Origin of the sequence: Lentzea sp. NPDC058450 (genome assembly GCF_042721395.1) — a bacterium.
In the GTDB taxonomy this organism is placed as follows: domain Bacteria; phylum Actinomycetota; class Actinomycetes; order Mycobacteriales; family Pseudonocardiaceae; genus Lentzea.
The window spans coordinates 1-22,130 of sequence record NZ_JBHXLO010000053.1; the positions used below are offsets into that span (position 1 = coordinate 1).

General features: G+C 69.8%; 20 protein-coding genes. 7 read left to right on the forward strand and 13 right to left on the reverse strand.

The features are described from left to right. Window positions 1-111 precede the first annotated feature (111 nt). Together ACFWNN_RS43960 and ACFWNN_RS43965 are read right to left on the reverse strand one after the other, a co-directional pair. Window positions 112-2,205 (reverse strand): transglycosylase domain-containing protein, encoded by a 2,094-nt coding sequence (locus ACFWNN_RS43960; protein WP_382445916.1) that lies wholly within the window; start codon window positions 2,203-2,205, stop codon window positions 112-114. 122 nt (window positions 2,206-2,327) lie between these two features. Further along, entirely contained in the window at window positions 2,328-3,362 is a 1,035-nt protein-coding gene (locus ACFWNN_RS43965) for a carbohydrate kinase family protein (RefSeq protein WP_382445917.1), read from the reverse strand. A 49-nt stretch (window positions 3,363-3,411) separates the two neighbouring features. Here ACFWNN_RS43965 and ACFWNN_RS43970 point away from each other — a divergent pair, with 49 nt between their 5' ends. Continuing rightward, window positions 3,412-4,638 carry an MFS transporter gene (locus tag ACFWNN_RS43970; RefSeq protein WP_382445918.1) on the forward strand — a complete coding sequence of 409 codons (1,227 nt, stop codon included), beginning with the start codon at window positions 3,412-3,414 and terminating at the stop codon, window positions 4,636-4,638. Between the two features lie 4 nt (window positions 4,639-4,642). Then, the gene (locus ACFWNN_RS43975; RefSeq protein ID WP_382445919.1) at window positions 4,643-5,329 is read left to right on the forward strand and encodes an alpha/beta hydrolase; all 687 of its coding nucleotides are present in this window, start codon (window positions 4,643-4,645) and stop codon (window positions 5,327-5,329) included. On the opposite strand, the gene shbA is transcribed toward ACFWNN_RS43975, so the two are convergent. From shbA to ACFWNN_RS44000, 5 genes are all read right to left on the reverse strand, one after another. Further along, window positions 5,292-5,999, reverse strand: coding sequence for an RNA polymerase sigma factor ShbA (gene shbA / locus ACFWNN_RS43980; RefSeq protein WP_382445920.1), 708 nt, complete (start codon window positions 5,997-5,999; stop codon window positions 5,292-5,294). The two genes, ACFWNN_RS43975 and shbA, sit on opposite strands and share 38 nt — an antisense overlap. 128 nt (window positions 6,000-6,127) lie before the next feature. Continuing rightward, window positions 6,128-7,354 (reverse strand): class I SAM-dependent methyltransferase, encoded by a 1,227-nt coding sequence (locus tag ACFWNN_RS43985; RefSeq protein ID WP_382445921.1) that lies wholly within the window; start codon window positions 7,352-7,354, stop codon window positions 6,128-6,130. Further along, the gene (locus tag ACFWNN_RS43990) at window positions 7,351-8,031 is read right to left on the reverse strand and encodes a DUF1365 domain-containing protein (RefSeq protein WP_382445922.1); all 681 of its coding nucleotides are present in this window, start codon (window positions 8,029-8,031) and stop codon (window positions 7,351-7,353) included. Before ACFWNN_RS43990 ends, ACFWNN_RS43985 begins: the two co-directional genes overlap by 4 nt. Continuing rightward, window positions 8,028-9,266, reverse strand: coding sequence for an NAD(P)/FAD-dependent oxidoreductase (locus ACFWNN_RS43995; RefSeq protein WP_382445923.1), 1,239 nt, complete (start codon window positions 9,264-9,266; stop codon window positions 8,028-8,030). Before ACFWNN_RS43995 ends, ACFWNN_RS43990 begins: the two co-directional genes overlap by 4 nt. Then, entirely contained in the window at window positions 9,259-9,897 is a 639-nt protein-coding gene (locus ACFWNN_RS44000) for an alpha/beta hydrolase (protein WP_382445924.1), read from the reverse strand. Before ACFWNN_RS44000 ends, ACFWNN_RS43995 begins: the two co-directional genes overlap by 8 nt. Window positions 9,898-10,020: 123 nt before the next feature. Between ACFWNN_RS44000 and ACFWNN_RS44005 the strand changes: the two genes are divergently transcribed. Beyond that, the gene (locus ACFWNN_RS44005) at window positions 10,021-10,845 is read left to right on the forward strand and encodes an alpha/beta fold hydrolase (protein WP_382445925.1); all 825 of its coding nucleotides are present in this window, start codon (window positions 10,021-10,023) and stop codon (window positions 10,843-10,845) included. 10 nt (window positions 10,846-10,855) lie between these two features. Next, on the forward strand, window positions 10,856-11,431 hold the full coding sequence (locus tag ACFWNN_RS44010; protein WP_382445926.1) for an NTP transferase domain-containing protein: 576 nt from the start codon (window positions 10,856-10,858) through the stop codon (window positions 11,429-11,431). Here ACFWNN_RS44010 and ACFWNN_RS44015 read toward each other — a convergent pair. After that, a complete protein-coding gene (locus ACFWNN_RS44015) occupies window positions 11,406-12,014 on the reverse strand; it encodes a C39 family peptidase (RefSeq protein ID WP_382445927.1) in 609 nt (202 codons plus the stop codon). The two genes, ACFWNN_RS44010 and ACFWNN_RS44015, sit on opposite strands and share 26 nt — an antisense overlap. Window positions 12,015-12,238: 224 nt before the next feature. Here ACFWNN_RS44015 and ACFWNN_RS44020 point away from each other — a divergent pair, with 224 nt between their 5' ends. Beyond that, on the forward strand, window positions 12,239-13,186 hold the full coding sequence (locus ACFWNN_RS44020) for an ArsR family transcriptional regulator (RefSeq protein WP_382445928.1): 948 nt from the start codon (window positions 12,239-12,241) through the stop codon (window positions 13,184-13,186). 433 nt (window positions 13,187-13,619) lie between these two features. Here ACFWNN_RS44020 and ACFWNN_RS44025 read toward each other — a convergent pair whose 3' ends face one another. Further along, window positions 13,620-15,818: a GH92 family glycosyl hydrolase gene (locus ACFWNN_RS44025; RefSeq protein WP_382445929.1), complete on the reverse strand. Its 2,199-nt coding sequence runs from the start codon at window positions 15,816-15,818 to the stop codon at window positions 13,620-13,622. A gap of 162 nt (window positions 15,819-15,980) precedes the next feature. Continuing rightward, on the reverse strand, window positions 15,981-16,163 hold the full coding sequence (locus tag ACFWNN_RS44030; protein ID WP_382445930.1) for a hypothetical protein: 183 nt from the start codon (window positions 16,161-16,163) through the stop codon (window positions 15,981-15,983). 94 nt (window positions 16,164-16,257) lie between these two features. On the opposite strand from ACFWNN_RS44030, the gene ACFWNN_RS44035 reads away from it, so the two are divergent. Then, window positions 16,258-16,998: an SIS domain-containing protein gene (locus tag ACFWNN_RS44035; RefSeq protein ID WP_382445931.1), complete on the forward strand. Its 741-nt coding sequence runs from the start codon at window positions 16,258-16,260 to the stop codon at window positions 16,996-16,998. Between the two features lie 91 nt (window positions 16,999-17,089). Beyond that, window positions 17,090-18,667, forward strand: coding sequence for a penicillin-binding transpeptidase domain-containing protein (locus tag ACFWNN_RS44040; RefSeq protein WP_382445932.1), 1,578 nt, complete (start codon window positions 17,090-17,092; stop codon window positions 18,665-18,667). On the opposite strand, the gene ACFWNN_RS44045 is transcribed toward ACFWNN_RS44040, so the two are convergent. The 3 genes from ACFWNN_RS44045 to ACFWNN_RS44055 are packed head-to-tail and all read right to left on the reverse strand — an operon-like array spanning window position 18,657 to window position 22,073. Continuing rightward, window positions 18,657-19,319, reverse strand: coding sequence for a response regulator (locus ACFWNN_RS44045; protein ID WP_382445933.1), 663 nt, complete (start codon window positions 19,317-19,319; stop codon window positions 18,657-18,659). The two genes, ACFWNN_RS44040 and ACFWNN_RS44045, sit on opposite strands and share 11 nt — an antisense overlap. Further along, window positions 19,316-20,419 (reverse strand): sensor histidine kinase, encoded by a 1,104-nt coding sequence (locus ACFWNN_RS44050; RefSeq protein ID WP_382445934.1) that lies wholly within the window; start codon window positions 20,417-20,419, stop codon window positions 19,316-19,318. Before ACFWNN_RS44050 ends, ACFWNN_RS44045 begins: the two co-directional genes overlap by 4 nt. A gap of 25 nt (window positions 20,420-20,444) precedes the next feature. Then, window positions 20,445-22,073: an FAD-binding oxidoreductase gene (locus ACFWNN_RS44055; protein ID WP_382445935.1), complete on the reverse strand. Its 1,629-nt coding sequence runs from the start codon at window positions 22,071-22,073 to the stop codon at window positions 20,445-20,447. Between the last annotated feature and the right edge of the window lie 57 nt (window positions 22,074-22,130).

Sequence of the window (22,130 nt, forward strand, 5' to 3'; positions counted from 1 at the left end):
CACGTTAGCGTCGTTTCATTGTGGTTGGGGGGCGTGTTTTTTTTTTTAAGACCCCCGCCGCCCCCGCCGCGGCGCGGTGCCCGCGGCCCCTTGGCCGTGCGGGTGGGTGCGTTACTTGTACTTCGACGACGCCGGCTTCAGCTGTTCCACCGGCAGGCCTTCGTGGATCACCTTCATCGCGTTGAACCAGGTGGGTGCTGCTCCCTGGCCACCGAAGATGCCGTTGCGGCTGCCCGGGCAGAGGCGGATCGGGTCGCCGCAGATCACCTGCGGGTTGTTGCCGTCGGCGTAGGTCATGACGGCGCCCGCGTACTGCGGGGTCGCGGCCAGGAAGGCGACCGACTTGCTCTCCTCGGTGGTGCCGGTCTTGCCGATGGTCGGGCGGTTCCAGCCCGCGCCCGTGGCGGCGCCTGCCGCGGTGCCGCCCGCGGTGGTGTCGTGCGACATGCCCTGGGCGAGGGAGTTGGCCAGGTCGGGCTCGACCGCCTGCTCGCAGGGGGCTTCCTTCAGCGGGATCGGCTTGCCGTAGCGGTCCAGGACCTGTTCCACCGGGGTCGGCGGGCACCAGGTGCCGCTCGAGACGATGGTGGCGGCCACGTTGGCCAGTTCGAGGACGCTGGTGGCGCCCGGGCCGAGGGTGTAGGAGCCCGCGTTGTTCTGCTTGGTCCAGTCGCCCTGCGAGGGGCCGTTCGAGCCGTCGGACTTCAGCGGCTCGCCGCCTCGGTTGACCTTGCTCAGGGTCTCGCGCATGCCGAGCTTGTAGGCCATGTCGACCACGTTGCTCAGGCCCGCCTGCTCCTGCAGGATCACGAAGCCGGTGTTCGGCGACTGGGCCAGGGCCTGGGTCAGCGTCATCTCCTCGGCGTAGTTGCCCGCGTTCTTCACCTGCCAGGCCGAGCCGCCGTTCGGGTAGACCCTCGACGCGTACGTCTTCGGCACCTTGATCTTGCGGTCGATGCCGGTGATGTTGCGCTGCATGGCCGCGGCGGCGGTGAAGATCTTGTTCACCGAGCCGGGGCCGAAGGGCAGGACCTCGGCGGGCACGGGACGGGCCACCTGGCCGAGCTCGGCGTTGTTGCCGAAGTCGCGGGAGGCGGCCAACGCGCGCACGCGGTGCTTGTCGCTGCCCGGCTGGACGATCGAGATGACGTTGGAGACGCCCGGCTCGGTCTTCTTCACCTGCTGCTCGGCCGCGTCCTTGGCCGCCTTGGTGGCCTTCGGGTCCATCGTCGTCTTGATGGTGAGGCCGCCGCGCTGCAGCTGCTTGTCGGTGATGCCCGCGTCGCGCAGGTAGTCGAGCAGGTAGGAGCAGAAGAAGCCGTAGATCGGGCCGTCACCGGCGCCGACGCAGCCCTTCGGCAGGATCTGCAGGTCCGGGACGACGCCCAGCGGCTGGCCCTTGTACTCCTCGGCCTTCTTCTTGGCCTCGGTCTCGTCCGCGCCGAACGCGCCGTTCTCGCGCATCTTGTCGATGACGATGTTGCGGCGTTCCAGCGCCTTGTCCTGCGCCGTGCCGGGGTTGAGCGACGACGGGCGGTTCGCGATCGCGGCGAGCAGCGCGGCCTGCGGGACCGTCAGCTTGTCGGCGGTGGTGTTGAAGTACGCCTTCGCGGCCGCGCCGACGCCGTACGTCTGGTTGCCCAGCGGCACGATGTTCAGGTAGCCGGTGAGGATCTCTTCCTTGGTCATCTGCTGCTCGAGCTGCAACGCGACGCGCGCCTCGCGCATCTTGCGGCCGATCGTGGCCTCGGTGGCCTTCTCCCAGGCCTCCTGCTCGTTGTCGGCGCCGAGCACGAACGCCATGTAGTTCTTCACGTACTGCTGGGTGAGCGTCGACGCGCCCTGCGTCGCCCCACCGTCCACACCGGCCTTGGCGGCGGCACGGGCGATGCCCTGCCAGTCGACGCCCTGGTGCTCGTAGAAGCGCTTGTCCTCAATGGCCAGGATCGCGAGCTTCATGGTGTCCGAGATGTCCTTGGACTCCAGCGGGATGCGGTACTGGTCGTAGAGGTAGGCGATCGGGTCGCCGTTCATGTCCTGAATGGTGGTGACGAGCGGCAGCTCGCCCTTCGCGAGGTCACCGGACGTCTGGTCGACGGTGTCGGCCGCGCGGTTGGACGCGAGCCCGAGACCTCCGACGAACGGGAACACCATCGCGGCGAGGAGCACACCCGCCGTCAGGCACAACCCCAACAACTTGACCAAGCCTGACGCGCGTGCGGCGAACAACCCGCAACTCCTTCCGAGCAAATCCCCAGAGACTCTCTACACGTATAAGTCGCGCGGGAGGCCTATTAGGTTGCGTCCGCTGATCGACTGTTATCAACCTACCGGAGTAGCCGCAGGCCGATCGTCGGACTAGCCCTGCGCACCTCGACGCCCGCGTGGTCGGGCAGCAGGTCGTCGAGGAACCCGTAGCGCGACAGCTCTTCGTCCGGCCGCCTGCTCACCGTTCGCCACCACACGGCGATGTCTCCCCATCCGGGGGCCGAGAGAGAACCCCCGAAGTGCTGCACGGACAGCGCGGCGCACAGGTTCGCGAACCGCACCCGGTGTTCGAGCGGCCACCCGGCCAGAGTGCCCATCACGAACCCGGCTCCAAACACGTCACCGGCACCTGTCGCGTCGAGCGGGGCGACGTTGAGGCCCGGCACGTCCACGCATTCGCCGGTCGCGCTGTCGACGGCGACCGCTCCCCCGCCCCCGCGTGTGACGACCACCACGGGCACGTGCTCGGCGAGTTGACGCGCGGCGGCCTCCGGGGTGTCGGTGCGGGTGTAGCCCTGTGCCTCGACGTGGTTCGGGAGGAACACGTCATATCCGTCGAGCCGGCGGAGCAGTTCCGGCGACCACGCTCCGGTGCGGTCCCAGCCGATGTCGGCGAAGAGCTTCGCGCCGTTCTTCTTGGCCGTGCGGACCCATTGCTCATCTTCTGCCTGAATGTGCACAAAACACGCCCGTGCGGACGGCGGCGGCGCGAAGAGGTCATCGGCTGCGACGGGTGCCTTGTGTCCGTGCGTGACCATGCTGCGGTCGTGTTCCATCGCCATGCTGACCGTCACGGGCGAATGCCACCCGTAGAAGCGGCGGCAGTAAGAGAGGTCGACGCCCTCCTGGTCCGCGAGCACGTCCCAGCAGAAGTCGCCGTACGCGTCCTCGCCGAACGCGGCCGCGAGCGCCGTCTTCAGTTCGAGCCTTCGCAACGCCACGGCGAGGTTCGCGATGCCGCCGGGGCACGACCCGAGCCCTTCGGACCACACCTCGGTGCCGGGGGCCGGCGGGCGGGGCAGGCCGGTGAAGATGATGTCGAGGAACACGGTGCCGGTCAGCAGCACGTCGAAGGCGATGTCCTGATCAGCCATGGGTAAACCTTGCCACCCGCGGACCGTGATCATGCGTTAGAAACGGCGCATGGGGGTCCCACTCAGAAAAAACGTGCAATTCCAGCTGCTCTGGGCGGGCGGCGCCGTCTCACAGCTCGGGACGACGATCACCACGCTCGCGATGCCGCTGCTGGTCGTGGCGCTGACCGGCTCGTACCTGCTGCCGGGCGTGATCGCGGGCGCACGGGCCGCCGCGCTGCTGCTGACGCTGATGCCGGCGGGCGTGTGGGTGGACCGCTGGGACCGCCGCCGGACCCTGGTGTGGAGCCAGTCGGTCCAGGCGCTCGCCGCGGCTCTGCTGGCCGTCGCGATCCTCACCGGCCACACCTACTTATATGTCTTCATCGCGCTGGCGGTCGTCGACGGCGTCTGCACGGCGTTCGCGAGCCCGGCCCGCGCCTCGGCGATCCAGGCCGTCGTGCCCGCCGAGCAGCTCACCACCGCCTTCGCCCAGGAGGAGGCGCGCGGCCACGCGGCACGGGTGGCGGGCCCACCGCTGGGCGCGCTGCTGATGGTGGCCGGACGGTCGGTCCCGTTCGTGGTGGACGCACTCAGCTACGCCGTCGCGGCGGCCTGCGCCTGGTTCGCGAAGATCCCCGAACGCGCCGAGAAACCCCGGCAGCGCATGCGCCACGACCTGAAGGACGCGGGGCGCTGGCTGTGGCGGCAGACCGGCCTGCGCAACCTCACCATCGTCTTCCTGGTGCTGAACCTGCTCGGCGGCGCCTCGATGCTGCCGGTGTTCGCCCTGGTCGCGGAGCGCGGCGGCAGCAGCCTCGACACCGGCGTGGTGTTCGCGGGCATCGGCGTGGGCGGCGTCCTCGGCTCGTTGCTGGCCCCGAAGGTCACGCTCGCGCCTGGCCCGCTCATGGTCGCCGTGCTGGCCGTTTTCGGCGTATGCACCCTCGCGATGGCACTGCCGTTCGGCGTCTTCTGGCCGTTCGTGCCACTGGCCGTCACGGCGGTCGTCACGCCGTTGATCAACGTGTCGGTGTCCGCGGTGCAGTCACTGCTGGTGCCACCGGACATGATGGGCCGCCTGGACGCGGTCTCGACGCTGGCCGCACGGGTGCTGACCCCGGTCTCGCCCGCACTGGGCGGGTTTCTGGCCGGAACGGTCGGCGGCGGGGTCGCGCTCCTGGCGTTCGGCGCGCTGATTCTCGTGACGGCGCTGGTGGCGGCCTTCACGGACCTGAGCACTTCCGTTCAGCGGAAGCCTTCGCTTGGCGATCGCGAGGACCGGGGCGTCCACTGAGGACATGCCCGAACGTCCCGCAATCCTGCTGGTGCACGGCGCCTGGCACGGCCCCTGGTGCTGGGAACCGCTGCGCACCCTCCTCGAATCCGACGGCCGGCGGGTCGACACCGTCGACCTGCCCAGCGTGGCGCCCGAAGACGCGCCCCGGCACGGCATGCACGACGACGCCGCAGCGATCAAAGCGGCGATCACCGGTCCGACGGTGATCGTCGCCCACTCCTACGGCGGTATCCCGGCGACCCAGGCCGTCCACCCCGACGTCGAGCACATCGTCTACGTGGCCGCGTTCCTGCCTGACGTGGACGACTCGCTCATGAAGATGGTCGGCGGCACCCCTCCACCGTGGTGGGACACCCGAAACGACGTCATCCACGCGAAGACGCCGGAGACGATCTTCTTCAACGGCGTCGAGAACCCGCCGACGGACGAACTCCTGCCGCAGAGCGCGAAGGCCTTCGCCGAGGAGGTGACCGAGGCGGCCTGGCACACCACCCCGAGCACCTACGTCATCGCGACCCGGGACAACGCCATCCCGCCTCCCGCTCAGGAGGCGATGGCGCGAAGGGCGACCACGACGGAACGTCTTGATGCAGGACACTCCCCGTTCCTGTCCTGCCCGCAAGACCTCGCCGCGATCATCCAGAGGACGATCAGCCCTCTTCGGCGATCATCTCCCGCATCCGGTTGAGCGCCCGGTGCTGTGCCACCCGCACGGCACCGGGGGTGGACGCGACGGCCAGCGCGACCTCTTCGGCGGACAGGCCCACGGCCACCCGCAGCACGAGGATCTCGCGCTGGCGGGACGGCAGCTTGTGCAGCAGGCGCGTGACCTGGGCCAGCATCTCGCCGTTGACCGCGTGCTGTTCCGGGCCGTCGTCGAGCGACGGGCAGTCCGGCAGCTCCGGCACGACCTCGGCGCGGTTGCGGACGGCGCGCCGGCGGGCGTCGGCGACCTTATGCGCGGCGATGCCGTAGACGAACGCCAGGAACGAACCCGGTTCGTAGCGGTACTTCGACAGTGCGCCGAGGACGGCCACGCAGACTTCCTGCGCGATGTCCTCGGCCGACACCAGCGTGCGCTCGCGGCCGCCGACGCGTGCGCGGCAGTAGCGCACGATCAGCGGCTGGATGCGACCGAGCAGGTGCTCGGTCGCCCGTCTGTCTCCGGCCAGGGCTGCGTCGACGAGGTCGGTGAACTCGGCCTCGGCCAGCCACTGGTTGGTGACCGGTGCCTGGTGCAGCACCCGACGGCGCATGGGCACCGTTGGCGCGTTGTAGACCTCCTCCGCGGAGAGGACGTCGACACCGCCACCGGACCGCACGGCTGTGGGCATGACCATCCCGGCGACCTCCTCCACTACAGCGACACTAGGGGCTTCACTGAAGAAGAGACCGCAGCGAGCCGTTTGATACCGCCTGCTTCCAAGAGGACCACGAAGTCCAGTCGGGTGGGGCTACCAGCACCCTTTTGGGGCAGAAGGTGGTCCTAATGGCCCAGTCTTTCGGCCATGCCGAATTGCTGTACTCCCAGGTATCCGACCCGGAAACCGGCCTCCGAGTAGGCCAGGTAGAACTCCCACATCCGGCGGAACGTGTCGTCGAAGCCCAGGTCGCGGACCTCGTCCCAACGGGTGAGGAACTCCTCGCGCCAGCGCCGCAGGGTCTCGGCGTAGTCGAGGCCGAACGACCGCGACTCGACGATCTCCAGCCGGGTGTGGTCGCGCACCGACTCCTCGATCGACCGCACCGACGGGATGAGCCCGCCGGGGAAGATGTACTTGTGGATCCAGGTGTAGCTGGCCTTGCTCGCGATCATGCGGTCGTGCGGCATGGTGATCGCCTGGAGGCCGACGCGACCGCCGGGAGCGAGCACGCGGTCGAGCATCGAGAAGTACTCGGGCCAGTATTCGGCACCGACTGCCTCGATCATCTCGACGCTGACGACGGCGTCGTACCGGCCGTGCTCCTCACGGTAGTCACGCAGCTCGACCGTCACCCGATCGTGGAGGCCGGCGTCCCTCACCCGGTCCAACGCCAGCTTGCGCTGTTCGGCGGAGATGGTCAGCGACGTGACGGTGGCACCCCGCTGGGCGGCCCGGATCGCGAGCGCGCCCCAGCCCGTGCCGATCTCCAGCACGCGGGAGCCCTCACGGACCCCGGCGTAGTCGAGCACGCCGTCGATCTTGCGCAGCTGGGCCGTGCGCAGGTCCGCGTCCGAGCCCTCGAACAACGCAGACGAGTACGTCATCGTCTCGTCCAGGAACACCCCGAACAGCTCGTTCGACAGGTCGTAGTGCCGGTGGATGTTCTGCCGGGAGCCCGCGACGTCGTTGACCTCGGTCTGCCGCCGCTCCGCCCACCGCCGCATCCGCTGCAGGCCGGGCGGGATCAGGGTGGAGAGCCGGGCCGCGAACGCCGCGAGCACGCCCGCGAGGTCCTCGGCGTCCCAGTCGCCCACCATGTAGGCCTCGCCGAAGCCGATCTTGGCGTCGGCGCCGAGGCGGTGGAAGAACGCCGCGGGCCGCACGAGCCGCATGACCGGTCCGCCCGCGCCCCACTTGCGGCCGTCGGGCAGCTCGACGGTCACGGGCAGCGAGCGCACGGCGTTGCGGAACAGGGATTCCGCGATCCGCGCGCGCATGGGTGAGCGCGGCGCGGTGAAGAGCCCTGGCCAGATGCCCTGGCCGGGACGGGGCAAGGACAACGTGCTCATCCATCACTCCTGGGGATGATCGGGATTCGCTTCAGGTAGAGCGCGATTCCGTGGCGGCGGATCAACGCGGAGACGCGCTGGGGCATGAGCGGCCGTCTGAAGAGCATGCGCAGACCCGAACTGCGCTCGCCCTTCATCGTCGCGCTGAAGGTGGTCTTCCCGTTCTGCCGCAACGCGATGGTCACGGACAGCTGGGTTCCCGGTTTGGGCATCTTCATCACGTAGTGGCCGTCCACTTCGAGGAACGGCGAAACGTAGAACTCCTTGTCCACCGACGCACGGCCGTGTTCGTCGGTGCGCAGCAGATAGCAATGCCGTCCGCCGTACGTGTTGTGCACTTCCGCGACCACACACACGAGCTCTCCGGAAGCGTCGTGGCACCAGTACACGGACAGCGGGTTGAAGACGTAACCGAGCACACGCGCGTTGGCGAGCATCAGGACCTGACCACCGCCGAGGTCGATGTCGCGTTCGGCCAGCCATTCGTCGAGGTTCTCGCGGATGGTCCTGTCCGGCGACCCGAGATGATCGCGGGCCTCGAACTTCGCGAACGGCCGCGCCCACCAGGGCAGGCTCGGTAACCCGTCCAGGTCGACCAGCCACATGTACGCGCGGTGGTGGAACGCCCGTTCGATCAGCTCGCGGCGCTGGTGGGAGATGACGACGTCGTAGATCACCAGTCGGCCCCGAAGTGCTTCGCCGCGCGCACGCCGGACGCGCAGCCGTCCTCGTGGAAGCCCCACCCGTGGTACGCGCCGGCGTACGCGGTCGTGCCGGTGTTGATCTCGGGCAGACGTCGTTGCGCGGCAACGGAGTCCGGCGTGTAGATCGGGTGCTCGTAGACCATCTTGGCCAGTACCCGGTCCGGGTTCACGTCATGCGGGTTGAGCGTGACGACGAAGTCACGCGGTCCACCGAGCCGCATCAGCCGGTTCATGTGGTAGCTGACGAGCACCTGGCCGTCGGCTTCCCGGCAGGCCCGCTTGTAGAGGTTCCACGACGCCCGCGCGCCGGCCGTGCGCGGCAGGATCGAGGCGTCGGTGTGCAGCCACGTCTCGTTGCGCGAGTACTGGAACGCGCCGAGCACCTCCTTCTCCTCGCGCGTCGGGTCGGCGAGCAGCCCGAGCGCTTGGTCCGGGTGCGTGGCGATGACGACGTGGTCCGCGGTGTGCAGCACGTTGTTCTCGTCGCGGATCTCGACGCCACGGCCGTTGCGCGTCACGGCGCGCACGGGCGTGCCGACGTGCACGGCGGTGAGGCCCTTCGCGGCGCGTTCGACGTACGTGCGCGAGCCGCCGACGACGGTCTTCCACTGCGGCGTGCCGCCGATGGCGAGCATGCCGTGGTTCGCGAGGAACTCGAACAGGTACCAGGCCGGGTACTTCATGCTCAGCGCCGCGCCGGACGACCACACCGCGCTGACCAGCGGGATGATGAAGTGGTCGACGAAGTAGCGGGAGTAGCCGCCGATCGCGAGGAACGCCCCGAGCGTGACGTCGTGCGCCTCCTCGTGGTCCAGCACCCGCTGGGCGTGCTTGTAGAACCGGGTGACCTCGGCGAGCATCCGCAGGTAGCGGCCGTTGGTGACGTTGGCCGTGCGGGCGAACAGGCCCGGCAGCTTCTTCGCGCCCGCGTACTCCAGCCCGCAGCCGTCGCACCGCACGCTCATCGACATCTCGGAGTCCTGAGTGGACACGCCGAGCTCGCGGAAGAGCCGGAGCAGGTTCGGGTACGTGCGTTCGTTGTGGACGATGAACCCGGAGTCGACGGCGACCCCGTCGATGTCGTGCGTGTGCGCGTGCCCGCCGAGCCTGTCGTCGGCCTCGAACAGCGTCACGTCGTGCCTGCGTTGCAACACGTATGCGGCCGTGAGCCCGGCAACCCCTGCTCCGATGACGGCGACCTCAGCCACGCGAGCCTCCCAACGGCACGTCGAGGCCCCGCGGCGAGGCCTCCTCCATGGCATTCGCGATGTCCGGTGCGACCGGTTCGAGCCCCAGCTCACCGTGGACGAAAGCTACGACCAGCCGGGTCCAGTCCCTCGCCCGCCGGAGCATCGCGTGCCCGTCCCCGACGACGCTGAACCGCGCCACCCGGTCCGTGACGGTCTTGGCCTGCCGCGCGAACTCGAGCGACTTGGCCGGGTCCGTCATCCGCTCCTGATCGCCGTGCGCGATGAGCAGCGCCTTGCCCCTCAACTGCTCGTACGGCTCGCCCGGCACCAACCACGGCGCCAGCGCGCACACGGCCACCACGCTCGGATGACCGGCCACGCGCAGTGCGGTGCGTCCGCCCATGGAGTGCCCCACGAGCACGATGGGCACGCCGGGGTGGAGCTCGCTGATCCGGTCGAGCGCCCACCGCGCGTCCTTCACGGGGTCGAGGCTCGGCGCGTTCCAGCCGCGCACCCGGTAGCGCAGGGTCCACACCTCGACTCCGGGCGCGCGCAACGCCCTGGCCAGCGGCAGCATCCTCAGATACGCGAGGTTGTGCCGCCGGACGGGTTCCAGGCCGTGTTCGCGGCCACCGTGCAGCACGAGCACGACGGCATTCGTACCGCCCTGCGGTTTCGCGACGTCTACATGCGGGTGCACACTTGATGTTCGGCAGGCCACGCCCTTCGGCTCGGCCGTTGAGAGCCAGGTCACACCGGTAGTGTGCGAAAAGTGATCGACCACATCAGCATCGAGACCGAGGCAGGCTCCTTCGACGCCATCGCGTCCGGACCGGAGGACGGCCGCCCGGTGCTGTTGCTGCACGGGTTCCCCGAGGCCGCCATCGAGTGGGAGCACCAGGTCGCGGTGCTCGGCGTGAACGGCTTCCGCGCCGTCGCCCCCGACCAGCGCGGCTACTCCCCCGGCGTGCGCCCGGAGCAGGTGTCGGAGTACTCGGTGACGCACCTCGTCGGCGACGTGATCGCGATGGCCGACGCGCTGGGCTGGGGCACGTTCGACCTGGTCGGGCACGACTGGGGCGGCGCCGTGGCGTGGTGGACCGCGATCGAGCACCCCGACCGGTTGCGCACCCTGACCGTGTTCTCGACGCCGCACCCCGGCGCGTTGAGGACCGCCCTGCAGACCGACGAGGAGCAGGCGATGCGGTCGCAGTACATGCGCGACTGGCGGGAGCGCAGCACCGAGAAGCGCATGCTCGACAACAACGCGCAGGCCCTCAAGCAGATGTTCGAGTGGCGGATCCGGCCCTCGCACGTCGAGGAGTACGTGCAGCGGCTGTCCGAACCGGGGGCACTCACCGCTGCCTTGAACTGGTACCGCGCGGGCCGGCCGGACGGCGCGGCGGACAAGATCAGCGTCAAGACGATGTACGTGTGGAGCACCGAGGACGTGGCGTTCGGGTCGGTCGCGGCGTTCGAGACCGAGAAGTGGTGCACCGGGCCGTACCGGTTCGAGATGGTCGAGGACGTGAGCCACTGGATCCCCGAGGAGATCCCGGAGGCGGCTTCCTCGTTGATCCTGGAGAACCTCAACTAGATTCAGAACCATGCGCGTGGCCGGTCTGCTGCTCGCCGCGGGGGCCGGACGCCGCTTCGGCACCCCGAAGGCGCTCGTGTCGTTGCACGGCAAGCTCTTCGTGGACTCGGCGGCCGAGCTGCTGAGGGCCTCCGGCTGCGCCCCGGTCGTCGTCGTGCTCGGCGCGCAGGCCTCTGACGTGCGCGAACGGGCTGCGCTGGCCGGGGTGACCGTCGTCGACAACCCGCACTGGGACACCGGCATGGGCTCGTCGTTGCGCACGGGTCTGCACGCCGTCGGCATGGCGGACGCGGTGCTCGTGCTGCCCGTGGACACACCGGGCGTGACGGTCGAGGCGCTGCACCGGCTGATGGCGCTCGCCGAACCTCGTGCGCTCGCCCGCGCCACCTACGACGGCGCGATCGGGCATCCGGTCCTGATCGGATCGGACCACTTCGCGGGCGTGATGGCGTCGGCGGCGGGCGACCAGGGCGCGCGGGACTACCTGAAAGCCAACACCGTCCGCCACGTCGAGTGCGCTGACGTGGCGGACGGCGTGGACGTCGATCGGCCTCAGGACCTCACGCGACATACCGGCGGAGCTTGATCCCCGACGACACGCCGGACGCGCTCAGCCAGTGCAGCGCGCCACCGGCGTAGGCGGGGTCGGCGACGGCGAACTCGTTGCCGCCCGCGCGGTAGCCGACGATCGTGGCGTAGTGGCCGCCCGAGTAGCTGCGGCCGTTGAGGCGGATGACGTTGATGACGACGGCGTGGCCGCGGTTGGCGTTGTAGACGACGTCGGCCTTGAGCTTCGTCAGCAGCTGCGAGTCGGACGACCACTGCTTGACCTGGTAGTAGGTCGAGCCGGTGTAGTGGTCGAGCGCGTTCTCGAGGTTCTTGATGTTGGGCAGGCCGTTGGTCGTGACCTTCATGAACGACGCCAGCGTCGACTGCTCGACGTACTTGCCGCGGGCCGACAACGCGATGCGGGCGGCGGCCGCGGAACACCAGTAGCCGGTCTTCTGCACCTGGAACTGGTGCGGCAGCACACCTTCGCCCTGCACGCCGAGCTCGGCGGCGGCCGGGATGACGGTCTCGCCGGGCGCGGCGAACGCGACGGGCGCGGTCAGGATGGTCAGGGCGACACCGGCGGCCGCGACGGCCCCGGTGATCTTCGCGAGCTTCATGGACTTTCCCCTCAGTGGTGGCGCCGTCCCCTTGCCCGGCGCTCGGCACGAAGCTTGGCGCTCGGGTTCACCGGGTCGCCACCACATTCGGCCAAACCCGAAAAAGCCAGGTAGAGCCTGCTGCGGGCCTGTCGGGGCCCACGCAGAGTGGGCGATATGCACCGTTCGGATGAGTCATCTCGAATCCGGTACAGGTCCCCTGGCGCTGTGCCACTCTGCTTGCCGTGCTGCGTGTCCACTTCACGGCGGAGGACCTGGCGAGGGTGCGCGTCGCCGCCGGTCCCGACCCGATGTGGGAGATCCTGCTGAGCCTGCACGTGCTGCGGCAGCGGTCGGCCACGCCCGTGTTCGGCGCCTGGCGGGCGGCCGCGAAGGCGACCCTGCCCGACGACACCCGCTGGCTGATGCAGCTCGCACCTCCCGTCGGCTACTCCCCCGACTTCCTCACGCCCACAGCGGGTTCGTGCGCGGTGGACGCTGGCATCGACGCGGTGCTCTCCACGCCGGTCGAGTCGTTGCGCGCGGACCTCGAACAGCTGGACTGCCCGCGCCTCGACCCGCGCACCCACCTGCTGGCCGACGGCGATGTGGCCACTTTGGACTCGTTGGGCGACGCGTTACGCGGCTACTACTCCCATGCGCTGGCCCCGATTTGGGACGAGGTGCGCGCCGTGGTGGACGCGGACCGCGCGGTGCGGGCACGGTCCTTTCTGGACAACGGGTGCGAGGGGATGCTCTCCGCGCTGCACCCGACGATCTCCTGGTCTTCGCCGGTGCTGTCGATCGAGTCCCGCTTTCCGTTGCGGGACGTGCGGTTGCGGGGACAGGGCCTGGTCCTGGTGCCCTCGTACTTCTGCTGGGAACGGCCGATCATGCTGCGCGATCCCCGGCGCGCCCCGGTGCTGGTGTATCCGATCGCGCGCGACCTGCACGTGGGTGGCGCCGGGCGGCGGTCGCTGGAGGCGTTGCTCGGGCGGACCCGGGCCGCCGCGCTGGAGGTCATCGCGGGTGGGTGCACGACGTCGGAACTGGCGCGGCGGCTGGGGATCTCGGCCGCGTCGGCCAGTGCCCACGCATCGGTGCTGCGGGACGCGGGCCTGGCCGTCGCCCAACGCCACCGCAACTCGGTGCTGCACACGGCGTCGGCGTTGGGCGTTTCGTTGCTGGCATGAGTTCGGGTTTCGGTGAAGGTGGTCGCGTTCCGTTGGGTTGGTCGCGTTCCAGCGGGGTTGGTCGCGTTCCGTTGGTTGTCCTGCGGTTGCGAGAGTTGGTCGCGCGGGTCTCGACGAAAGACCTGGGGGGTGCGATTGGGGCTTGACTTCGGGGCCCTTGCGAGGCGCTCATCGGCCGGAAAAGGCCGGGCTGAAAAGCGCCCGGCCGATCCGCGAGGGGTAGCACCTCGCACCCAAAGTCAAGCCCCAATCGCCATGCGCGGGTGGAACCGGCTCTCGGTTTTGGATCAGCCCGTTCGGGCTCGCCTTCGGCATCGCGTGCCAGGCCTCGTAGGTGGCTGGCCTGCGTCGACGGCTGTCCGGTTGGGTGTGCGCGCCTGGTTTGCGTGCGTGGTTGAGTTGCGTTGACGAGTGCGGTTGGGTGCGCGGTTGATCAAGCGGGCGGTGCCTGCTTCGGGTCGCTGCCCCACGCCTTGTTGGGGTCCGTGCCCATGCGCATCGTCAGCGTGCCGCCGGACATCACCTCGTCGTGCGTGATCCACGCGCGGTCGAGCCCACGGCCGTTCAGTTGGGCGGACTGCACGTAGATGCCGTCACCCTCGCGCTTGATGGTGAAGTTCTTGTTCCTGGACGTGCGGAACGTCGTGGAGGAGAAGATCGGGCTGCCGAGGACGTAGACGCCGGACACCGGGGACACGGGGTAGAAACCGGCCGCCGCGAACACGTACCAGGCCGACATCTGGCCGCAGTCGTCGTTGCCCGCCAAGCCGTTCGGGCCGGTGCGGTAGGCGTTGTCGCAGACGTAGCGCGACCACTTCTGCGTCAGCCACGGGGCGCCCGCGTAGGTGAACATGAACGGCATCTGGTGCACGGGCTCGTTGGAGTGGTTGTAGTTCTCGTTCCACTTCATCATCTGCTCGGGCGGCGTGCGCTCGAAGATGCCGTTGAGGCGGTCGATGAACTTCTGCTGTCCGCCCGCGAGCTCGATGAGGCCGGGGACGTCGTGCGGGACGAACCAGCCTTGCTGTTCGGGGTTGCTCTCGATGCAGCCGGAGTTGGCGTCCATCCACGAGCCGTCGGCGTTGCGGCCGCGGAACCAGCCTGCTTCGTGGTTGAAGACGTTGCGGTAGTTCTGGGCGGTGGCGTGCAGCTTCGCCGCGTCGTCGCGGTGGCCCAGCTTCTCGGCCATGCGGGCCAGGGCGAAGTCGGTGTAGGAGTTCTCGACAGTGGTGGAGAGGCTGGTTTCCACCGCGTAGCCGAGCTTGTGCCAGTTGGCGAAGTCGTTGCGGTTGGAGCGTTCGGCCGGGCCGAGGGCCACGTCGCGGCACATCTTGTAGGCCGCTTCGGCGTCGAAGCCCTTGATGCCCTTGGTCACGGCCTCCGCGATGACGTTGACGGCCGGGTCGCCGAGCATGGTGTTGGTGTCGATGCCGAGCAGTTCCCACTTGGCCAGGCCGCGGACGGCGCCGGTGCGGGTCAGGTCCATCAGGGTGTTGATCTGGTCGCTGATGACCTGGTCGTCGATGATGGAGAGCAGCGGGAACTCGGAGCGGAAGACGTCCCAGCCGCTGAAGATCGTGCGGCGGGCGTACCTGTCGCCCGAGTCGACGTCGCTGATCACCCTCGGGTCGATCATGGTGTGGTAGAGCGCCGTGGTGAAGATCCTGCGCTGATCCGCGGTGCCGCCGGTGACGCTGACCTTGCCGATCGCGTCCGCCCACTTCCTGCGCGCGGCGCGGGCCGTGCCGTCGAAGTCCCAGCCCGAGATGTCGCGTTCGCGGTTGGCTCGCGCGCCGTCGACCGACGTGAACGAGATGCCCGACTTCACCAGGACCTGCTGGCCCGCGCGGACCGGCAGTTCCACGAAGAAGCCGGAGTCGGTGGCGACGGTGGTCCACTCGCGGACGCCGGTCTCGGTCCGGTCGCCCTCCCACACGCCGAGCGTGCGGATCGGCTGCTGGAACTGCATCGAGAAGTACACGGTGTAGTAGGGGCCGTTGCCGCAGATCCAGCCGCCGCCGAGCCGGTCGCAGCGCATCCAGCCCTCGACGGTGTGCGCGTCGGCCTGCTTCAGGTGCTGCGCGACGGAGTGCGTGCCGTCGTAGCCGACCCGCCGCGACAGGTCGACCTTGATCCGTCCCGTGCCGGAGTCCTGGAACGTGAACCGCAGGATGCCGGCGCGCGCGGCGGCCGTCAGCTCCGCCCGCACGCGGTAGCGGTCGAGCGTCACGGCGTAGTAGCCGGCCCGCGCGACCTCGGAGGACTTGGTGAACGGGCTCTTGGCCGCGTCCCGGCCGGTGACCAGCGGGCCGGTCTGCGGCATGACCTGGAGGTTGCCGAGGTCGCCGTAGCAGCCGACCCCGCCCATGTGCGTGAAGCTGAACCCCTCGATGGTCGTCATGTCCGCGGAGTAACCGCTGCCGTTGTCCCCGCCGCTCACGGTGTCGGGACCGAGCTGGACCATGCCGAACGGCGTGACCGGACCGGGGAACGTCTTGCCGCACGCGGTGTCCGCGCCGGTCGTCACCGCCCCGATCATCGGGTCGATCTCGTCCACGGCCTCCGGCGCGGCCGCGTGCGCCTGCGTTCCCGACAGGGCGCCCGCGACTACCGCGGCAGCCGTCGTACCCACGATGAATCCCCGTCGACTGACAGCTTCGACCACTGGTGTGTCCCCTTCGACTCGCAGCGCCCGCCTGCCAAACTCGTCCGGGGCGCACGCCGAAGTCAAGCCGAGACATCGGATGTGTCTGGCTTTCTGTCCATCGTTGTCAAGAACCGGTCCGGACCGGTCCTAAGGCCGGGCGTGGACCGCCGCGCGGGCGCAGCCACCGGCCACGACGAGCAGTGCCAGCGCCACCCACACCGGCCACAGCTCGGAGTAGGTGATCGCCAGCGCGATGTTCGTGGCGCTCGCCGCCGTGAAGACGCCGACCAGCCCCACCCAGAAGTAGAAGTGCCGTCTGATCCAACCCACCCCCGTCCGCACAAGTCCCGTCATCGCGCGTATCGAGCTTTGTGGTGCTCGGGTTACTGGTGAGGTCATCTGCAATCCGGTACTACTGACCCGCATGACGACCGACACCGTGACCGGGTCCGACTACGGCAACCTCGTGCGCACGCACCTGACGCGCGTCGAGCAGCACAACGCGGCCGCTCTCGACGACGTGGCCGAGCTCGTGCTGGCCGCCGTCCAGGCCGACGGCATCCTCCTCACCGCGGGCGCGGGACACTCGCTCGCGGCGGTCGCCGAGACCTTCTACCGCGCGGGCGGCCTCGCCTGCGTCCGCCCGATCTACCACCCCGAACTGCTGCCGATGCACGGCGCGATCAGCAGCACGTCCGCCGAACGCCGGTCCGGACTGGCCGCCGAGGTGCTCTCCGAGTCCGGGATCGCGCCGCACGACGTGCTGTTCGTCTTCTCGACCTCGGGCGTGAACTACTACCCCGTCGAGCTGGCGCAGGAGGCCGCGAGCAAGGGCTGCCCCGTCGTCGCCGTGACGTCGGTGGCGTCGAGCGCGCAGGCTCCCCGTCGCGCCGGGGTGACGCTGGCCGAGGTCGCGACGGTCGTGCTGGACAACCTGGTGCCGCCCGGCGACTCCACCTACCCGGTCGAGGCCCCGGTGACGGCGGCGATCTCCACGGTCGCGACGACCTTCCTGTGGAACCTGCTGATGGTGCGCCTGCACGACAAGGCGGCCGAGTCGGGCGTGCAGCTGCCGTTGTGGCGCAGCGCGAACGTGGAGGGCGGCGACGCGGCGAACGCCGACATGCTCCGCCACTACCAGACCCGCGTCCCGCAGCTCGGATAGGTAGGTCGGATAGGTAGAAACCCTCAGTCTTCCGACACTCGTCGCCGTTAGTCTCCCACCGGGGAAGTACTCACCTGGGGGATTTGAAACGGTGGAACAGAAGACTCGCAGATGGATCCTGATCAGCGGCGCGCTCACCACGACGGCCATCGTCGTCGTGGGGGGCGTGTTCCTGTGGTCCGGCAGCAGGAACGTCGTCGTCTCTGACGACCTGCCCGGGAACACCCTGCCCACGAAGACGGCCGAGACCCCGGCGCAGGTGGCGTCGTCGTTCCTGACCAGGGCGATCTCGGGCCCGGCCAGTGCGGCGGTGTTCACCGACGCACCGGAGGCCGCGACCGCGGCCCTGGAGGCCACCAGGGCCGGCATGGGCACCTCGGGGTTCCGGGCCTCCGTGGCCGCGGGAGAGCCTCCCGCCGCCGACGCCACCACGGCCGAGCTCGCCGCGTCCGTCAGCTGGTCGCTGCCCAGCTCCAGCCCGCTGAACTACGACGTGAAGATCCCGATGGTCCGCGTCGAAGGGGCCTGGAAGGTCCACTGGGTGCCGACGATCGTGCACCCGCAGCTGGCCGAAGGCGCCTTCCTGACGTACCGCAAGGCGCTCGCGGAGGGCGCGCTGCTCGGCCGCGACGGCAAGCCGCTGACGCAGGGCACGATCCCGGACGGCCTCTACAAGACGATCACCGGCACGGCCGGGGACGTGTCCGGCGTCGACGGCTGGGAGGTCGGCATCACCGCCGGCGGCGCGTTCACCAAGCTGGCCGGCAAGGACGCGGAGGCCGGCCAGAAGATCACCGTCACCATCGACGCGGCCCGGCAGGCGTCGGCGCAGGCGGCGGTGGACGCGGTGCCGCAGGGCGCGGCGATCGTCGCGATCCAGCCCTCGACCGGCGAGATCCTGGCGGTGGCGCAGAACAAGACGCTGGCGGGCACCAACCCGTTCGTCGGCCGCTACGCCCCCGGCTCGACGATGAAGATCATCACCGCGGCGGCGGCGATGAACGCGGGCCTGGTGCAGTCCGGCACCGCCGTGCCGTGCCCGGCCAAGGCGACCATCGGCACCCGCACGATCAGCAACGCGGGCTTCGGGCACGACAGCCTGCCGTTCCACACGGCGTTCGCGCTGTCCTGCAACACGACGTTCGGTGAGCTGGGGTCGAAGCTGCCGCCGAACGCGCTGCCGGACATGGCGAAGCGGTTCGGGCTGGGTGCCGACTGGACGATCCCGGGCGCGGAGACGAACACCGGCAAGGTGCCCGCGGCGACGGGCGACCAGCAGGTGGAGAACAGCTTCGGGCAGGGCAACGTGATGGCGAGCCCGTTCGGGATGGCCCTGGTCGCCGCGACGGTCGCGTCCGGCCGGGCGCCCACGCCGACGTTGATGCGCGGCAAACCGACGGAGGCGAACGACGTGGCGGCCGGCCCGCCCGCCGGGGTGCTGGCGCCGTTGCGGGCGATGATGCGCGAGGTCGTGACGTCCGGGACCGCGAAGCAGCTGGCCGGGATCCCCGGCCTCGCGGGCAAGACCGGCACCGCGGAGGCGGGCGGCGGTGACGAGCACGGCTGGTTCGTGGGCTACCAGAACGACGTGGCGTTCGCCGTGCTCGTCGAGAAGGGCGGGTCGTCGGCGAGCGCGCAGAACGCGGCGGCGGCGTTCCTCAGGGGCTGACGTCCCGGATCTCCCTGGGGACGAGCAGGCCGCGGTGGAACGCCTCGGTGACCGCCGCGGCCCGGTCGCCCACCTCCAGCTTGGCGTAGATGTTGAGCAGGTGGGACTTCACGGTGGCCTCGGTGATGAAGAGGTTCCCGGCCACGTCGCGGTTGGTCGCTCCGGCCACGTCGCGGTTGGTCGCTCCGGCCGCGACGCACTTGAGCACCTCCAGCTCGCGCGCGCTGAGCACCGGGGCGGCCTCGGTGCGCACCCGTCGCATCAGCAACGCCGCCGCGGCCGGGGCCAGCACGGCCTCGCCGCGCGCGGTGGCCCTGACCGCCCTGATCAGCTCGTCGCGCGGGGCGTCCTTGAGCAGGTACCCGGTGGCGCCCGCCTCGATCGCGGCCACGACGTCGGCGTCGTTGTCGTAGGTGGTGAGGACGAGCACGTGCGCGGTGCCGGCGAGCTCCCTGGTCGCGGTGAGGCCGTCGGTGCCGGGCATGCGCAGGTCCATCAGCACGACGTCGGGCCTGAGCGTTTTCGCGAGCCGGACGGCGTCGGCGCCGTTGCCGGCCTCGCCGACGACCTCGAAGCCGGGGTCCTGGGCGAACAGGCTGGTGAGGCCGTCGCGGACGACGGGGTGGTCGTCGACGACCAGGACCTTGATCACCGCACCTCCAGTGGCACGCGGGCCGACACGCCGGTGCCGGCGCCGGGTTCGGACTCGATCTGCACGGTGCCCTTGAGGCCTTCGATCCGTTGCCGCATCGCTTCGAGCCCGAAGCCCTTCGTGCTGTGCTCGAACCCGCGGCCGTCGTCGCGCACGTCGAGCGCCACCTCGTCGTCGAGGTAGGACAGCGTCACGCCGACCCTGGACGCCCCGGCGTGCCTGGCGACGTTCGCGAGCGCCTCTTGTGCGGCTCTGAGCAGCGCGAACTCGGCTTCGGGCGCGATCGGCCTGATGTCGCCGGTGGTGGTGACGGTGGCCGGGACGTCGTGCAGCCGCGACCAGCGGCCCGCGACGTTCGTGAGCGCCTCGGTGAGTCTTGCCGTGCGGAGCGGCTCGGGCGGCAGTGCCGCGAAGGACCGCCTGGTCTCGTCGAGGCTGTCGCGGGCGAGGTCGGTGGCGGCCTGAACGTGCCGTTGCCACGTCTTGTCGTCGGCGGCGCGGAGCTGGCTGATGATGCCGGTCAGTCCCTGCGCCAGGGTGTCGTGGAACTCGCGCGCCATGCGTTGGCGCTCGTCCCTGATCCCGGTTTCTCTTGCCTGGGCGAGGAGTTGTTCCTGCAGGGCGACGTTGTCGGCGAGGAGCCGTTCGCGTTCCGCTTCCTGTTGCTCCGCCTTGCGCGCGACGAACGCGTACGCGCACATGGGCACCGCGTTGCCCGCCATGACGGCGACCCAGATGCCGACGCCGTCGAGCGTGGACTTGTCGATCCCGTACGCCTGCGCCGTGCCCGCGATGGCCGCGATCGCCGCTACGGCCACCGGTTGCCAAGGAAACGCGATGGCGCGGAAGGCGTAGACGTACGGGAGCGGCGTGAGGAACCCGAACAACGGGTTGAGCACGACGAGCGCCCCGGTGAGGATCGTCAGCCCGACGGCGAACACCCACTGGTGGCGCCACTTCAGCGTCTTGCCCGCCGTGAGCCAGACCGCGACTCCCGCGCACAGCAGGAGTTCCGCCGGCTCCGGCCGCCGGTCGAGGGTCGTGGCGGCGGCCAGCAGGCCCAGCAGGACGTACGGCCACCGCGCCACCGCAATGCTCATGTCCCTCCCCAGGTGCTTCGAGAGCCTAGTCGGGCCGGATCGACAGCGAGTGCCGGAAAACGTTGTGCGGATCCCATTTCGCCTTGATGCGTTGCAGCCGCGGGTAGTTCTCCTTGTAGTACAGGCTTTGCGCACTTGTGGTGGACGTGTTCCACCTCGGGTCGGCCAGGTCTGCGTCGGCGTAGTTGATGTAGGACCCGTCGTTGACGTCGTTGGGCACCGGCACACCGCCGGTCTCCGCGTAGACGTCCCGGTACAGCTCGCGCACCCAGGCGAGGTTGCCCGCGTCCTCCTGCTCCTCGGTCCACACCGACTGGTAGACCGCCTTCATCACGACGTCCCGCTGCGCGATCGCGGTGTCCTGCGGCCTGACCGCGTTGCCCTGCCCGCCGTACCCGATGAGCAGCACACTCCCCTGCGCCCCGCCGTCCTTGGTGAGGTTGCGCCACAACGCCTGGCACTGCCTGCCGGTGAACGCCTTCTTGAGGTACCCGGCCTTGATCTTGTACCGGCGCGTGAGCACGTCACCGGGCTCACCGGTGCCGGGCCACGTCATCTTGTGCAGCCACGGCACGGTCTTGCGCAGCTCGTACACCGGCGTGAGCCCCTCCCCCACCACCGCGACGAACTCGCTCATGAGCCCGTCGATGCCGGGCAGGTCCGCGTCGGCCTGCACCGACAACATCACGACACCCCCGGCCTGATGCTTGACCTCCAGCACCCCGTACAACCCGTTGTGCGGAGCACCAGGCGCACTGTGCCGCTCGTGCCACTGCCCGAAGTTGACGAGCAACCGCGTCAGCTTCTCCTCGCTGAGCTGCCCCCAGTCCCAGAACGTCACGTGCTGCACCATCGCCCGGGGCAACGGCGGCAACCCACCTCCCGGCGACCGCAACCAGTACCGCGTCACCACCCCGAAGTTGCCACCCCCGCCCCCGGTGTGCGCCCACCACAACTCCTGGTTGGGACCGTCCTTGGCGGCACTGACCACCCGAGCCCGCCCGTCCCGCCCGACCACGACGACCTCAACCCCGTGGAGGTGATCGACCACGGCCCCGTACCGCCGGGACAACGGCCCGTACCCACCACCGGCGAAGTGCCCACCGGCCCCCACCTCAGGACACCCACCACCAGGAACCGTCACACCCCACCCGGCCCCCAGCACCCGATACACCTGCCCGAGCGTCGCCCCGGGCTCGACGAAGAACGCCTTCCGCCCCTCGTCGTACCCGACCGCGTCCAACCCGGACAGGTCGACCAACGACCGCACCTCAGCGGCCCCGGTGAAGTCCTCAAAACAATGCCCGCCACTGCGCACGGCCACCCGCCGCCCGGCCCGCACCGCATCGTCGACAGCCCGCACGACGTGCTCGGCCGACGTGGCCACCCGAATCTCGTCGGGCTGCCCGACAAACCGGAAGTTGTTGCCCCGCAGCAGGTTCTCGTACCGCACGTCGCCAGGCCCGATCCGCACCGGCACACCACCGGCACCAGGCCAAGGCTGCGACGAACCGCCCGGCGCCGCAGCGGCCCGCCCCGGCACGACCAGCCCACCGGCCACCGCCGCCCCGGCACCGGCCAGCAACGCCCGCCGACTCACCCAGCTCCGGCCCTGACCATCCGCGCGCCCGCCGGCCACCCCGGTACTGACCACACCACCCGCTCCGGCATCGGCCGCCTGTTCGCAGGCTCCCCCCGAACCGCGAACTCC

What these genes read in the sequence shown, in the direction of transcription:
- ACFWNN_RS43965 (WP_382445917.1), bottom strand. Translation starts at nt 3,362, where the DNA reads ATGGCTGATCAGGACATCGCCTTCGACGTGCTGCTGACCGGCACCGTG.
- ACFWNN_RS43970 (WP_382445918.1), top strand. Translation starts at nt 3,412, where the DNA reads ATGGGGGTCCCACTCAGAAAAAACGTGCAATTCCAGCTGCTCTGGGCG.
- ACFWNN_RS43975 (WP_382445919.1), top strand. Translation starts at nt 4,643, where the DNA reads ATGCCCGAACGTCCCGCAATCCTGCTGGTGCACGGCGCCTGGCACGGC.
- ACFWNN_RS43985 (WP_382445921.1), bottom strand. Translation starts at nt 7,354, where the DNA reads ATGAGCACGTTGTCCTTGCCCCGTCCCGGCCAGGGCATCTGGCCAGGG.
- ACFWNN_RS44010 (WP_382445926.1), top strand. Translation starts at nt 10,856, where the DNA reads ATGCGCGTGGCCGGTCTGCTGCTCGCCGCGGGGGCCGGACGCCGCTTC.
- ACFWNN_RS44015 (WP_382445927.1), bottom strand. Translation starts at nt 12,014, where the DNA reads ATGAAGCTCGCGAAGATCACCGGGGCCGTCGCGGCCGCCGGTGTCGCC.
- ACFWNN_RS44035 (WP_382445931.1), top strand. Translation starts at nt 16,258, where the DNA reads ATGACGACCGACACCGTGACCGGGTCCGACTACGGCAACCTCGTGCGC.
- ACFWNN_RS44050 (WP_382445934.1), bottom strand. Translation starts at nt 20,419, where the DNA reads ATGAGCATTGCGGTGGCGCGGTGGCCGTACGTCCTGCTGGGCCTGCTG.